This window comes from Bradyrhizobium sp. USDA 4504 (genome assembly GCF_054063995.1).
Map to the genome: position 1 here is coordinate 409,231 of NZ_JBSSGV010000001.1, position 13,930 is coordinate 423,160.

The 13,930-nt window shown below is 60.9% G+C and carries 12 protein-coding genes and 2 pseudogenes; 10 read left to right on the forward strand and 4 right to left on the reverse strand.

Annotated features, from left to right (window positions below; translation table 11 throughout):
• Window positions 1-290: 290 nt before the first annotated feature.
• On the forward strand, window positions 291-566 hold the full coding sequence (locus tag ACVMB1_RS01755) for a photosystem reaction center subunit H (RefSeq protein WP_069275785.1): 276 nt from the start codon (window positions 291-293) through the stop codon (window positions 564-566).
• A gap of 448 nt (window positions 567-1,014) precedes the next feature.
• Here ACVMB1_RS01755 and ACVMB1_RS01760 read toward each other — a convergent pair.
• Window positions 1,015-1,603: pseudogene (locus tag ACVMB1_RS01760) on the reverse strand (ATP-binding protein); the annotation flags it as partial.
• 713 nt (window positions 1,604-2,316) lie between these two features.
• Window positions 2,317-3,222: an NAD(P)/FAD-dependent oxidoreductase gene (locus ACVMB1_RS01765; RefSeq protein ID WP_069275761.1), complete on the reverse strand. Its 906-nt coding sequence runs from the start codon at window positions 3,220-3,222 to the stop codon at window positions 2,317-2,319.
• 382 nt (window positions 3,223-3,604) lie between these two features.
• On the opposite strand from ACVMB1_RS01765, the gene ACVMB1_RS01770 reads away from it, so the two are divergent.
• From ACVMB1_RS01770 to ACVMB1_RS01790, 5 genes and pseudogenes are all read left to right on the forward strand, one after another.
• Window positions 3,605-3,808 (forward strand): DUF72 domain-containing protein, encoded by a 204-nt coding sequence (locus tag ACVMB1_RS01770; RefSeq protein ID WP_141713229.1) that lies wholly within the window; start codon window positions 3,605-3,607, stop codon window positions 3,806-3,808.
• A gap of 256 nt (window positions 3,809-4,064) precedes the next feature.
• Complete coding sequence (locus ACVMB1_RS01775) at window positions 4,065-4,418, forward strand: hypothetical protein (RefSeq protein ID WP_069275760.1); 354 nt, start codon at window positions 4,065-4,067, stop codon at window positions 4,416-4,418.
• 31 nt (window positions 4,419-4,449) lie between these two features.
• Complete coding sequence (locus ACVMB1_RS01780; protein WP_456849862.1) at window positions 4,450-4,836, forward strand: phage holin family protein; 387 nt, start codon at window positions 4,450-4,452, stop codon at window positions 4,834-4,836.
• A 15-nt stretch (window positions 4,837-4,851) separates the two neighbouring features.
• A pseudogene (locus ACVMB1_RS01785) lies at window positions 4,852-4,935 on the forward strand (hypothetical protein); the annotation flags it as partial.
• Window positions 4,936-5,841, forward strand: a complete 906-nt coding sequence (locus ACVMB1_RS01790) for a hypothetical protein (protein WP_253587822.1) — start codon at window positions 4,936-4,938, stop codon at window positions 5,839-5,841. It begins immediately after the preceding pseudogene.
• A 1,074-nt stretch (window positions 5,842-6,915) separates the two neighbouring features.
• On the opposite strand, the gene ACVMB1_RS01795 is transcribed toward ACVMB1_RS01790, so the two are convergent.
• Entirely contained in the window at window positions 6,916-8,598 is a 1,683-nt protein-coding gene (locus ACVMB1_RS01795) for a helix-hairpin-helix domain-containing protein (protein WP_253587820.1), read from the reverse strand.
• A gap of 930 nt (window positions 8,599-9,528) precedes the next feature.
• On the opposite strand from ACVMB1_RS01795, the gene ACVMB1_RS01800 reads away from it, so the two are divergent.
• The 3 genes from ACVMB1_RS01800 to ACVMB1_RS01810 all read left to right on the forward strand — a co-directional run bounded on the left by ACVMB1_RS01800 (window position 9,529) and on the right by ACVMB1_RS01810 (window position 12,700).
• Window positions 9,529-9,984 carry an autotransporter domain-containing protein gene (locus ACVMB1_RS01800; RefSeq protein WP_069275757.1) on the forward strand — a complete coding sequence of 152 codons (456 nt, stop codon included), beginning with the start codon at window positions 9,529-9,531 and terminating at the stop codon, window positions 9,982-9,984.
• A gap of 525 nt (window positions 9,985-10,509) precedes the next feature.
• A complete protein-coding gene (locus ACVMB1_RS01805; protein ID WP_253603454.1) occupies window positions 10,510-11,706 on the forward strand; it encodes a prolyl oligopeptidase family protein in 1,197 nt (398 codons plus the stop codon).
• Window positions 11,707-11,980: 274 nt separating this feature from the next.
• Entirely contained in the window at window positions 11,981-12,700 is a 720-nt protein-coding gene (locus ACVMB1_RS01810) for an aspartate/glutamate racemase family protein (protein WP_081334949.1), read from the forward strand.
• A 37-nt stretch (window positions 12,701-12,737) separates the two neighbouring features.
• Here the strand turns inward: ACVMB1_RS01810 and ACVMB1_RS01815 are convergent, their stop codons facing one another.
• The gene (locus ACVMB1_RS01815; protein WP_069275755.1) at window positions 12,738-12,947 is read right to left on the reverse strand and encodes a hypothetical protein; all 210 of its coding nucleotides are present in this window, start codon (window positions 12,945-12,947) and stop codon (window positions 12,738-12,740) included.
• A gap of 594 nt (window positions 12,948-13,541) precedes the next feature.
• Here ACVMB1_RS01815 and ACVMB1_RS01820 point away from each other — a divergent pair.
• A complete protein-coding gene (locus ACVMB1_RS01820; protein WP_253587814.1) occupies window positions 13,542-13,928 on the forward strand; it encodes an ectoine synthase in 387 nt (128 codons plus the stop codon).
• Window positions 13,929-13,930: the final 2 nt, after the last annotated feature.

A 13,930-nucleotide genomic window follows, 5' to 3' on the forward strand; every position in this document is an offset into this window, starting at 1 on the left:
GGGGCCGCCAACCCGAATGATACGGGTTTTCCTCCAGCAGTCGGGGGGCGCCTGGACCGGCTGGGGGCCCTCAACCGACGCGCTGCCAAGCTGATTGTTCCTCGCCCGTCTGGCGCCTAGGAAAAAATCGGCTGGCCTCCATAAGCGCGTTTCACATGTGCTAATGACGCGGCGCCCGCATGATAGGAAAACTTATCTTCCAGCCTGGCGCTCATCGTCGGCCGTCGCTCGAATCCATGCGAAAATTGATCGCGGCTTCAGATTACATTTATCAGGATAGTTGCGTACTCATGAACGAGTATTTTGACTGCAGCAAACGCGCGCTAAACATCCTCTCCGAACTGCATGCTTCCGAAAAAGAGTTGGTGGGCAAGGGGGTCGTCTTGTCCGATGGGAAAGCCGGTACGATTGATCACGTCTTTCTAGATGACGTCCATGGGCTGCGCATTGCAATTGTGGGACATGAAGGTCGATGGCCAATAGCGATGGTCAAGCAATTGGAAGGGGATCTCTCAAGAAAGCCAAGCGACACAATAAAATTACGGCGCGCGATTCACGAAGGTTAACGACTCCGGTGCTGCACAATGCGACGATCGGCTTCCTGACGAGGAGCTTAAAACCATGGAACGCATGAATGGAGTAGAGCGGACATTTGCGTCTGTTACCGCGCTGAGCGCCTTGGTTCTCGTCGCTAGCCTGACCGCATATGCGTTTAGCTAGTGGAATCAGAAAAGTAGTGACATCCGAACAATAGGGCAGATAATTTTCATTTCGTATTGTTTCAGCCCTGGATGCGGATTCCGATGAGTCTCGCCCGGGTGTACCGATTTGATATCGCCCGGGCGCCAAGCGTTCTGGCTGTTTGGTTTCTGGCATCGGCGAAGCCGCGTGGTCAATCTCGAATCGCGGCTCGAAGGACTCGTTTTTTGCTGCTCCTGCTGTTGGCATGTGGGCAATGCCCTTCGCGTTGTCCAAGCGCGGCGGCATGTCCACAGCGCCACTGGCTCAGGCCATTCAGCCGGGCTTGCGGGTTCGCTGCAGGCTTTCGCCCTTGAGATCGATCCTGTGAGCATTGTGGACCAGCCGGTCGAGGACGGCATCAGCATAGGTTGGGTCGCCGATCAGCCGCGTGCTATTGATCGACGGGGAGCTGGCTGGTGACGATGGTGGAGCGGCGGCCGTAGCGGTCCTCGAGAATCTCCAGGAGGTCGTGGCGAGCCGCGGCGTCGAGCCGCTCCAGGCCCCAGTCGTCGAGGATGAGCAGATCGACACGGCCGAGTGCGCGCAGTAGACGCGGGTGGCGGCCGTCGCCGCACGCCAAGGCCAGATCACTGAATAGTCGCGGGACGCGCTGATAGAGCACGGAGCGATTGTCGCGGCAGGCTTTGTTGGCGAGCGCCGAAGCGAGCCAGCACTTGCCGACGCCGGACGGGCCACAGATCAAATGATTGGCGTGGTCGTCGATCCATTGGCCTTCGACCAGCATCGTCAAGAGGCTGCGGTCAAGGCCGCGCGGGGTACGATAAGGGATCGCCCATGAAGCGGGGATCACAGAGTGCAAGCGCGAACATACGACCCTTGTCGCAGCCGGCCGCCACTGTCTGGATGCCCTGGCGATTTAAGCCTCAGCCTCTTCGCGGAATTTCTCGATGGTGGGCATCGCAAGCCCTTCTCATATCGATAGATGCAGGCAATCATTGAACAAAATGCAACTACTTACCTTACCAGATTGCACCGGCAACACACCCTTGGTAAGCGAAAGCCAAATGCTCGCTTTCGCGAATCTTCAACTACCTGGCTTCTGCTATAGCGGCCGACACACAGAGCCAATTCGACGTCCTCGTTCCTGCCAATTATTGCAGTCGCATCAGTTCGCCAGATTAGGCATTGATGGCAGAGACATTCGTAAGTCCGTTCACCATCGCTGAAGTGACCAAAAAGGACGCTCGGCGGCGAAGCAGACTTGGCTAGCCTTAGCCAAGCCTCGTCAACGTTATGAGATTAGTCGCGGCTGTTCCGGACGCGAGAGCGGAAGTTGTACCGGCCGCACTCCATGAAAAGTAGCAAAGGCCGTTCGAGGAACTCAACCTCACACCCGATCTACAGGCTCGCTCCAGAGTGAGGGCGGCTCAGTGGCGACCTGTTTGTCGCGGCCTTGCTCTACAGACATGAGCGAAGCGAGGATGCGCGAAGCATGACATGAAGAGAGCTTCGGCGATTGAAAAAGATATCGTATTCGTGGAACGCCGCGCTAATGATGAGGACGAGTACCGGCGAAAGCTGAACGACAGGCTAGGTGGTCGGCAAGGCAGCCCGCTACTCGCTGAGCCCCTCGCGCCTGAGAAAGGCCTTGTTGATGGCGACCGCCGCTTTCGCGCCTTCGCCGAGGGCGGCCGCCACGAGCAGGACGTCGCGCGAGACGTCACCCGCGACATACACCCCCGGCACGCTGGTTTCTTCCGTGACCGGGTCGGTGATGACGCCGCCCTTTACGTCACGCTTGCAGCCAAGGTGCTCTGAAAGATGGGAGGCCTGGCGGCAGCCGGTCGAGAAAAACATGCCGGAGCACGCAAGCTGCGATCCGCTCTCGAAATTGATCTTTGCAAGAGCACCCTTCGCCCCCTCCAGCGATCGGATGCGATCCCTGCGCAATAGTATTCCGTGTCGCCTGAGCCGGTAGACGGCTTCCCCGCTGACTTCCGTGCCATCGCTGCAGCACACCACGTCCTTGACCCAGTGCGTCATCATTACGGCAAGATCCGCGCCCTTGTCCCCCTTGCCGTAGGCGGCGAGCCGTTTGCCGGCATATTCATAGCCGTCGCAATAGAGGCAGTGATGGACAGAAATGCCATAAAAGGCGTCGACGCCCACAAGCTGCGGGAGCTCGTCGATAAGCCCCGTCGCTAGGAGAACTTTTGCGGCAATGCCACTGGTCCCGTCGGCGCATACAAACCCGAATCCGCCGTCGGAAGGATCGACTTTCATGACCCGGCTCTGGCGGATCAAGACGGTCCCATGGCCGGCAAGCTCCTCCCGCGCATTCTGCAGGAATTGCTCGGGCGAGCGGCCGTTGGATCCGAGGAGCCCGTGAATCTCTTGCGAGGCGCGGTTGCGCTGCTGCTGATCGTCGCAGAGCAAAACGTTCCGCCGGCATCTTCCCAAGACTAAGGCGGCGCTTAATCCGGCGGGGCCGCCGCCGACCACAAGTACATCCACGTCCATTGGTGCAATTCCAGTTGGTCCGGGTACTTCCGGCAACAAGGAACCGTCACCGACCGTTCCTGCGTTACGTATTCCGGAAAGTAACTGCCCTCGCAAATCGTACAATAAAATCACCGGCTTTAGCGGCACGAGCGGAGGCGACTGCGGAGGGAGAAGCCGCGCGAAAGCAACATCGGGCGGGCCGAGAAGATGCGCAAGATCTGGCTGAAGATACGGGCGAGCGGTTCGAAGGCGTCGTTAAGTGCGACAAAGTTGCCCATATCGGGTGCTCGGGCTGGCGCTACTGGAAATGGCGAGACTCGTTCTACGCTTCCTGCCGCAGGCCTGCATTCGACACGATTGAGTTGATGCCTCATTTTACTCGTGGCCTACCCCCGCGAACGTGCAGGCAGGGCGCCGCCCGCCCGGGAGCAGAGAGTTTGTATATACGGTAAAGGGCTGCGAGCTCATCACGCACATTAAAGAGTTCAAGGGCGTGAAGACGCTTATCCGGGACTTCGGGAAGGCCGCCGATATTCTTGGCGATCGCATGGGGGGGTCCTCTTCCAGCTGCCGCCGAGCTTCCGCTACACCAAGTCCCGCTTAACTTCGATTGCAAGTCAGCTCGATCCCGCATGGCGCAGACGTGGTGGAGTTCCGGCACAAAGTGTCGGATTTCACAGCATGGCGGTCGCAGGCCCCTCCGTCGATCAATTGGACAGAGAAAGTACGATTGCCTACACGTTTCTCTTTCGGGCCAGGAACATCGAAAGCGTCATCATGTTGGATTCTGTGGAAGAGGAAGGGACAAATGCGACTGCGGCCGCGCGGTCAAGGGCGGCTGCACACGAGGGATTTCGACTATGCCAGACGCAACCACGCAGGCAGAACAAAAGGCAGAACACGCGGCCGGGCGGCAAAAGCAGGCAGGCGCAAGCCAGATCGAGCAGGTGGCTCAAGCCGTCCACGGCGCCGCCGACGAACTTCAACAGCAAATGCCCAAGGCCGCCGAATTTGCGCACGCGGCCGCTTCCCGCATCGAAGAGGGGGCGGGTGCGCTTCGCGAAAGCAGCCTACGGGACCTCATCGGGACCTTTAACGACTTCGGACGGAAGGAACCGTTGGCAGTGTTTGGTGGCGCGGCGCTCGCCGGATTTGCGATCTCGCGGTTTCTGAAAAGTTCGGCGGACCCCTCACGGGGAGGAAATACGCCATGACCCCACGCACTCACGTTCCGTCCCCGAAATCATCGGCGATCTATTCTCCCAGCTCACGGTCCTCTTGCGCAAGGAAGCGCAGCTCGCGCGCGCAGAGGTCTCGGAGAACATGGCCAGCATCGGCAGAGGCCTGGGCCTCATCGTCGGCGGCGCTGTGCTGCTGATACCTGCTCTCGTTATCCTGCTCCAGGCCGGCGTTGCGGCGCTCTCCGAGCGCTATGGCATGGCCTCCTACTGGTCAGCCCTGCTGGTGGGCGGGATCGCGCTGATACTCGGAATCATACTTCTTCTGGTCGGCATCAGCCGCCTTAGAATCGAAAACGTCGTGCCCCGCAAGACCGTCCACCAGCTCCAACGGGACGCCTCGGTGGCGAAGGAACAGGTGAGTCAGGATCATGAGCCACGCCGAGCAGCTTGACAAGAGGCCGAACAAACACGTGCGCAGATTGCCAGCACCCTGGATGAATTGCGCGCCTGCATGACGCCTGGGCATGTCCTAGATCAACTCGCAGACAGGGTGATCGACGGCGCCGGCGCGGCGTTCGCCCGCAACCTGAGAGACCAGGCCGTTCGCAATCCGATGCCGCTTGTCCTCATGGGAGCAAGCCTGGCATGGCTGATGCTGGGCGGCAGGTCGACCGATGGGCTCATGCGCCGCACGGAGGAGCGCCTTCGCGATGCCGTCAGCGATACTGCGGACAGCGTGCGTGATGCGGCCGGTAGGGCCGGCAAGTCGGCGGCTGAAAAAGGCACCGAATGGAGCGATAAGGCCTCTGCGGTCGGCAGCGACACTGCCGAGGGCCTGAGGTCGACTGCCGAGGACGCCAGGCGGGCGGCTTCACAGACAGGAGACCGGCTGCGCGATATGGCGGGCTCGATGACGGACGCCGCTCAACAGACCGCTTCCGAGACAGCCGAAGCAGTGCGGGACACGGCCGGGTCGGCGAAGGATTCCGTCCAACGTAGCGCTGCAGCCGGGTACGATGCAGTCGCGGACACAGCCCGGCGGACGGCATCTTCCATCACGGAATCAACCAAGGCCGCAGGGCAACGAACCCTGCAGACCGGCAGCACCTTCCTCGATTTCTGCCGTGAACAGCCGATGCTGCTGACCGGCCTGGGGATCGCCGTCGGAGCGCTGGTGGGCGCCTTGCTGCCGGCGACTGAAGCTGAAAATCGTCTCATGGGCGAGACCAGCGACCGCCTAAAGGACCGCGCCCAGGATCTGGCATCGGAGCAGGTCGAAGGCGCCAAGGAGATCGGCGAGCGCGCGCTCGATGCGGCGGCCGACGAGGCTTCTAAACAGGCAGAAGGCGCGGCCCAGGAAGCTAAGGCCGACGAGGCCACTCTGGTGCCGGGCTCAGAGACGTCCGAGCGTGAGACGCGAGGGCAGCCCTGGTCACCCGAAAATGCGCCACTCTGAGCGCAGCAGTCGCGGCAGGCCGCCTTTGTGGGCCGCCGATGGCTGAAATCTTATTGGTCCGCATCGCCAACGCGCGTGCACTGACGAGTTTGACCGACGTCTTGTGTGCCAAGCTGCCACCCATGCGCTAACGCTCGCGGGATCGCGGGGCGCTGCAGCGAGCGGTGTAATCACGCGCATGAAGGACTATCCGGCCAAAATCACGCTCGGCAAATGCGAGAAACAGGCGCAACTCGCATCATTGTTCTCTGCAAAGATTATCGGGGCTCCCACAATGTCCGGCTAGACGCAGCGATAGCACGACGGGATGCATCGTCCGATCTCGAGCCGCGGTTTAATTGCACGGCCTTGAAAGGCAGGGCTCGATCATTCGATCGGTTGACGTGCCACCCGAAATGGGCCCCAATGAGCCGGTAGACTGGGTTGGTGCACGTCGCCCGGCAATTACGCCGTAGTCAGTGCCCAAAGAACAACCACAGCAGGATGATCACAGGAATTGGCACGCCCAAAAGCCAAAGCAAAACGCCTCGTCCCATCTCGCTTCCCTCCCTTATTTAGTCACGCCAATGGCAACTCCGGAAGACGCGGCCATGTTCCTAGCCCACCGATCGCGACGTCCTTGCCGCCGCGCGACGCTATTGGACGGATAGCGGTAGTCATCCCAGGCCATGTTCTGGGGTGATTTGATGGGCTTCCTTACCGAGGGGGACTCGAAACCCCTGCGCATTCATCAGAGCCCTTCCGTATCGTCGGTCCCGGACAGGAACACTTTCAGGTACTGACGGCTTTCGATGCCGGCCACCACGCGCCTTTTTCCCGGGCCGCGTCCGATCGGTTCAACGTGGAAATCGCGACGAATTCCTCGCCAATGCCCCAGCGCGGGCGCAACTCGCACGGTTCAATACGATAAGGCAACTTTCGAGGACGAGAGCGAGAAGCTCGCAACGGCGTCAATGAAGCTCACGGAGGCAGCACTGCTGTCGGTGCCTTCCTCTTCTTCTCCCTGTTGTGCTCAAGCGGCCGGCTTACCGTTCGGTCAAGTCGATAGGGCGGGTGAGCAGGCAGCCTCTGCCGCTACGCCGCCCGGGACAAAGTTCGCCGTTTCCGCTTCAGATGACGGGTTATCTCGGCCAGCGTCATGGCGTTCAGGACCCGGTCCGCCGGTACGCCGCCTTTGCGAGCCATCTCGACGCCCCAGTGCATGTGGTCGAGCTCGCGGATCGAGTGCGCGTCCGGATTGATGCTCATCATGCAGCCGAACTCCAGCGCCGCCTGGTGCCATCGCCAGTCCAGGTCGAGACGCCACGGATGGGCGTTGATCTCGACGGCGACATCGTGTTTGGCGCAGGCGCGCAGCACCTTTTCGACGTCGATTTCGTAACCTGGCCGGCGCTGAAGCTGGCGGCCGGTCATATGCCCGATGATGGTGGTGTAGGGATTGCCGATGGCGCGCAGCAGGCGTTCCGTCTGTGCCTTTCTGTCCAGCTTGAAGCGGCCATGGATGCTGGCGACGATGAAATCGAAGCTGTCGAGCACATCGTCCGGATAGTCCAGCGACCCGTCGGCCAGGATGTCGGATTCGATGCCCTTCAGGATCCGCAAATCCTTGCCGAACTTGCTGTTAAGCCGGTCAGCCTCCCGATGCTGCTTCTTGATCTGCTCCACTGAGAGGCCGCCGGCGTAGTGCGCCGACTTCGAGTGGTCAGCGACGCCGAAATATTCGAAACCTCGCTTCAGCGTGGCTTTCGCCATCGTCTCGAGGGTCTCGGTTCCGTCGGAGGCCTCCGTGTGGCAATGCAGGATCCCTCGCAAGTCCTGATCGGTTACCAGCTTCGGCAGTTCTCCGTTCAAAGCACGCTCGATTTCGCCGCGTCCCTCGCGCAGTTCGGGCTCGATGAAGGGCAGCCCCAGCGCCCGATAGATTGCTTCCTCGCTCTCAGCGACCACGCTGCGTTGCTTGTGCAGCCCGTTCCGTTCAAGGCGCATTCCTTTCTCTTCCGCAAGCTGGCGAAGCTGCTCCAAATGGGCGGGCGAGCCTGTGGCGTGCAGCAGGACAGCCCCAAAGTGCCTGCGGTCGGCGAGGCGAACCTGCAGCCCCGTGGTGTCGACGAATTCCGGCTCCATGCCGCTGCTCGGTGCCTCCGCAACAATGGCCAGATCTCCGATTAGCTCGCAGCCGCGCCGAAAGTCGCCCGCAATGGTCAACCTCTTAAGTTCGGGGCGGGCTTTGCGGAGGGAATCCTGCGCATGTTCGAGTAGGAGGGCCGCGCGATGCAGGTGCAGCCGACCGTGGCCGCTCTTGGCGATCGACAGGTTCTGCAAGATCTTGGTCTGCAATGCCGCACCGAGCCCTTTGGCTCGCTTGATCCGGTCCTCCTTTGCGGCCTGCTCCAGCTCGGCAAGCGAGGTGATGCCCACGTCCCTGTAGAGCCGCAGCACCTTTTCGGGTCGAAGGCCGGGCACGCTTAAAAGTTCCAGGACACCGGCGGGGATGTCCTGCCGGAGCTTCTCCAGGCTCGGGTGCGTGCCGGTGCGGTGTAGCTTGGTTACGATGTCGGCGATGGCTTGGCCGACCCCAGGGATCTCGGTCAGCCTGTCCTCCTCGATGAGACGATCGATAGGGACGGCGAGCGCAGCCAGGCTGTCGGCTGCCCGGGAATAGGCTTTCGCGCGGTAGGGGTTATCGCCGCGCAGCGCGCTCCGCTGCGCGTACTCGCGCAGCAGCCTTGCGATCTCTTTCGTACCGGCCTTGGGCACCGTGCCTCCGAACAGCGTAGCGCGATTTCAACGGCTCGCTGGGAAGCAGGGTTCCGGAATATGAGCGGGAACGGCTGCATCGCCGCTGTTGAGCCATGGGCATAGGTCCAAGAGTTCTCGCCATGCTCCGAAGCGAATGATCTGCTGGTGAACTGTCCGAAGTGCGGTGCGACCGTCGGCCCCCATAAGGACATGCTCGCACGGCCCGAGATCATTTTAGATGTTGCAAGTGCGGCAGCGAGGTGACCGGGCGGTTCCCCCGTTCCGAGCCTGCCGTCTCGCGCCGGTCAGTCTGGACCTTGCCTGAGCATCACCGGTGGGAAGTGGAGGACGAGCCATGAAACCGATCCTGGCCGCAGTAGCTTTGTCCGGCCGCGCCTCGTTTTCGCCGGGGCGATGGCTTTCGACAAAGATGTGCCGCCCTTGAACACCAGATGCTCGCCGAGATCCGAAGGAGCTCGACCTTGATGTCTCCGGACAGCAGCAGCGCGACGATTGCTGGCCACGGCACCGGCGAAGGGGAGGGGCCGCGGGACTTCGGCTTGACACTGCACAGCAATCTGTCGGCGGCGAAAGGATGGAGATCGGACATCATTCGGCCCGGTGCGCCTAGCCGAGACCCACGAAGCGGGAAGGTGTCCTGCCAAGGCACGGATTTGCGTGAGCAAAGCGGGTCGCGCTCCGTGTCGGAATTCAAGGGACGGCCTATCGGAGTCTCTTGCTGAGGGGCCGCAGCGTGCCGCTGCGGGCTTACGAACGCGCGCGCCAATCACGTTCGATGCGGCGGTGACGGAACAGTATGCGCAGGCATTCGCCAAAGGCGAGGTCGACGACCCCGCCGCAATGCCTGCGTTCGCAGCGCTCGTTGGCGCGCGCGGAGGACCGCCTCGCCAGCTTCCACTTCGAGCGCCGTCGGGGCTCGGGCGCTGAGTGGCTCGCAATTTCAACCTGCCGCAGGGCTACTTCATCGAGCCGCAGGCGCAGCTCGTGTACCAGAACATTGACCTCTCCGGCGCGCAGGATGCCGCCGCCCAGATCCGCTTTGCCGATGTCGATTCGCTGGCGGCACGGGTGGGCGCGCGGTTCGGCCGGACATGGTCGCTGGACGACGAATGGGTCGGCGGTTTTGCCCGCACCATCACCGCATCGCTGCGGCCGAACGTCTGGCACGAGTTCCGCGGCAACCCGATGACCCAGTTCTCCTCCGACACCGGCTTCATCCCGTTCCGCTCTAGCCTCGGCGGCAGCTGGGGCGAGCTCAACGCCGGTATCAACGGCCAGATCAACAGCTTCACCACGCTGTTCGCCAACGCCTCCTACCAGCAGCGCTTCGAAGGCAACACCTACGCCTACGACGGAAAGCTCGGTATTCGCGTAAATTGGTAAATCCCGGGTCTGTGTCGGATCATCTCTGTGACGCCAAAGGAAGTTGTGTCGACAGGCACGCGAGCGTCTGGGTCATATCGAACGTGGGGATGGCAGAAGGACCAGTTGCGTCTGGACCATAAGACGAGCCAAAGGGTTCGCTTACGCTAGCGCGTCGCTTCGCGGCAGACCGAACTATGGCGCGTTCAACTCAGCGAAGGCTGGGCGCCGAACGCGCCAACACTCCGGCGGCTGACAGCTTGCGCGCTCTGTCCGAGCGCAAGCGAGAAGCAGCCCCGCCGCGATCCAGCGCCGCCGATTTCCACACCAGATTGTCAGCTTCAGACCCAATGTCGGGAAGCTGACCTGGCGATGCGGTACGACGCGTCAGAAATTGCTGTTTTCCAGACGGCATGCTGCTTGCACAGTCGAGGTGCGGGCGGCGCGACATAGTGCGTGCACGCTCGCAACACGAATTTCACAACTGTCGCCCAGTCGCAAGAACCTGCAAGCTCGCCCTGTGTGTGCCCGTCCGAGGATAAGACAATGAAAAAATCCGTTCTGCGCGCCTGGTTGCTCTCGATCATATGTCTGACAGTCGTGCAGCTCCACGGGCAGTCTGCTGCGACGCCGGCGGACGATCCGTTTCTCTGGCTCGATGAGTCCGAGGGGCCGCGCGCATTGGCCTGGGCGCAGGCCGAGAACGAAAAGACGCTCGGCTCGCCGCACTCGGATCCTCGCTATGATCGCTTTTACCGGGACGCGCTAACCATCCTCCAGGCAAAACACCGGATTCCGTACGTTTCGCTTGGACGACAAGATCTCGAAAATTTCTGGCAGGACGAGAGCCATGTGCGCGGCATCTGGCGGCGCGCCAGCCTTGAGAGTTATCGCGGGGAGGATCCCCGGTGGGAGACCATCCTGGACATTGATGCCCTCGCTGCCGCCGAGAAAAAGAATTGGGTCTACGAGGGGCGCAGCTGCTTCGGGCGCCGCTGCCTCATCCAACTTTCCGATGGCGGCAAGGGCGCCGTGTCCATACGCAAATTCGATCGTGACGCCAAAAGCTTTGTTACAGGTGGATTCGAGCTGCCAGAGGGCAAGCAGCATGTCAGCTGGCTCGATCGTGACACTGTCCTTGTTGCTAGTGATCGGGGCGAGGGGATCACGACCGAGGCCGGCTACGCTTTCGAGTTGAAGGAGCTCAAGCGCGCTCAGCCGCTCGATCAGGCGCGCGAAGTCTTTCGTGGCCAGCGCACCGATTTCGGAATCGTGCCAATGGTGCTTGGTGAAGGTCGGATCCATGTGACCGGCGGCGTCGCCCGTCGGATCAACGGCTTCGAGCGCCAGTATGTGCTGTTCGGTGCGGCGGGGCCGGTCGAGCTCGATCTGCCGAACAAGGCGGCGATCGTCGGCATCGCGAGTGGCCGCCTGCTTGTGAAACTGGACGAAGACTGGATGCGGACCGGCGAGACCAGCTTCAAGACCGGCCCAGTGATCTCGTATGACTGGGCCGAATGGAAGCAGGATCCGCTGCGGGCTAAACCATCTGTCGTTTTCCAGCCCAATTGCCGGCAGGCGCTCCGCGGATGTTCCCCCCGACCCGCTAGGAGCCGCACCTCAAGCCGGCCGTCGAGTGATGCGACGGCGCACACCCATGAACACAGTCATCGGTACGTTGGTTTTTGCGTCGGTCAATCAGGGCGATGCGTCGATCAGACCGCTGTCCTCCACTGTGCTTGATGTGCCGCCAACAGGCGGACACCGAAAGATCGCTCGATCCGGCAAACGCACTGACGGGAGTTGCTGCACCGAGCTGCAACTTGTCCGAATTGTTTGCACAACGCCATGCCCTTTCAGCCGGCTTCGCAGCTCGGGTGAGAAGAGTTTTTGCCATCGTCAGAGATAAGGCCTTTGATTTTGCATTTCCATTGAGATTGCGAGAAACAACGCCGACTATTTGCCGCCGAAGGCGCGGCACGCCTGTGTCGCCTTCACATCAAGTGGAGATCGTAAAGTGCAGCAAACCATTGGGCTGATCGGAGGGATGAGCTGGGAAAGCACGGCCATCTATTACAAGGAAATCAACGAAATCGTCCGTCAGCGCCGCGGCGGTCTCGCCTCGGCAGACATCTTGCTTCGCTCTGTTGACTTTGGCGATATCGTCGCTCTTCAGGAGGCGGGAGAATGGAGGCAAGCCGCTGCTTATCTGGCGAGGATCGCCCGACAGTTGGTCGATGCAGGCGCCGGCTGCATCCTGATCTGCACCAATACGATGCATGTGATTGCCGACATCGTTGCTGCCGAGCTGAGTGTGCCGCTCATCCACATCGTCGATGTGACCGCTGCGGCCCTGCTCGCCGCTTTCGTCAAGCGACCACTCTTGCTTGGGACGCGCTATACGATGGAGCAGCCGTTCTATTGTGATCGCCTGCGGCAGCGGTTCGACCTTTCGCCGGTCATACCGGCGGAGCACGAGCGCAGCCGGATCCACGCTGTCATTTTCAATGAGCTGTGCCGCGGCACGGTTTCTGATCACTCGCGCCAGGAAGTTATCGACATCATTGCGCGAGGTCGCGACCGAGGCGCCGACGCGCTCATCCTTGGCTGCACGGAGATTGGTCTTCTCATCGGCCCCGAACATACACAATTGCCGGTATTCGATTCAGCGAGGCTGCATGCCAGGGCGGCAGCTGATTTCGCCGAGGGCAGCGGTCGGCTCATGCCGCCTCCTTAAGTGCGCAGCGAACATAGCTGAGCGAAAGCACAATCACTCAGTAAGAGATCCCGTCGAAGAGGAGCGAAACGTGTGTGTCCTTAATTCCGCCAGCCGCAATGCTCTGGATTGCGTCAATCATGAAGAAGCTCGCATCAAAAAAGGATAAGCGCTCTTCGTCGAAGACAAGTCGCTGCTGATGATCGCGCTGTCGCTCGACGCGACGATGGTACAGTTCCACGTCGCGCGCACCGCTCGAACGCGCCAAGTAGAAAGCGTGAAGTCTTAGCCACCGGCAATGGTTGGATCTTCAACGATAAAGGTCAGCCGACACTGTCCGACCGGTTCTCCCTCGCAGACTTGCTCGCATCCGGCCATATCTTGTCAGTTTGTCAGATTGGCTTCATTGCCTTGCCAAATCCTTTCCGCTCGCTAGCCAGCTCAAACAGCCACTATCTCTTATCTGTGTGCGACCATGGCATGAGGTTCGCTCCAGTTCGCTGAGAGGCTGCGGTGCTGTATTCGTGCCGCGAGGCACAGTGAAGGAAGGAAACAACTTGCCAAATCTGCGATCGGAAACGCTTTGTCTGGCCGGCAACATCACCAGCAGCATTCTCGACCATACCAAGGCAGGCGGCGGCACCGCGAAGAAGAGGGAACATCAAGGTGGTACATGCACGCCGTCGACGCGGCTGCGGAATACCCTTACGCCGATATCTTTGTCTAGACGCCGGCGAGGGCTCGGGAGGCCTTTTGGGTGCAGCCGATGCTTCGGCAGTGCGCGGGAGCCGCGCTTGCCGGTCAGTACAACGACCTCCAGCTGCCGCAACAATGAATTTACCGTATCCGGCAATCGAACGCTATGATTGTGCGTAGCCTGCACGATGTTGAAGCGACCGATCACTTCGTCGATTGGGGCAATGGTACGAGCCACCGCCTTCTGACGGAGAAGGACGGCATGGGTTTTAGCGTCTGCCACACTGTGGTCCGCGCTAACACCGTTTCGCTTCTGCAATACCGCAATCATCTCGAAGCCTGCTACTGCATCGCCGGAGAGGGCGAGGTCGAGGACATGGACGGCAATGTCTTCTCCATTCGTTCGGGCGACCTGTATGTGCTTGACAAGCATGACAAGCATCTTCTGCGCGGGGGGCGGGACAAGGACCTGATCCTCGTCAGCATCTTCAACCCGCCCCTTAACGGAGCCGAGCGCCACAAGCTCAACGACCCGGCAGGCTCGACATATTGAGC

Bases quoted from the DNA above. Each gene is read 5' to 3' on its own strand.
- ACVMB1_RS01765 (WP_069275761.1), bottom strand. From the start codon at position 3,222: ATGGACGTGGATGTACTTGTGGTCGGCGGCGGCCCCGCCGGATTAAGC.
- ACVMB1_RS01775 (WP_069275760.1), top strand. From the start codon at position 4,065: ATGCCAGACGCAACCACGCAGGCAGAACAAAAGGCAGAACACGCGGCC.
- ACVMB1_RS01805 (WP_253603454.1), top strand. From the start codon at position 10,510: ATGAAAAAATCCGTTCTGCGCGCCTGGTTGCTCTCGATCATATGTCTG.
- ACVMB1_RS01755 (WP_069275785.1), top strand. From the start codon at position 291: ATGAACGAGTATTTTGACTGCAGCAAACGCGCGCTAAACATCCTCTCC.
- ACVMB1_RS01820 (WP_253587814.1), top strand. From the start codon at position 13,542: ATGATTGTGCGTAGCCTGCACGATGTTGAAGCGACCGATCACTTCGTC.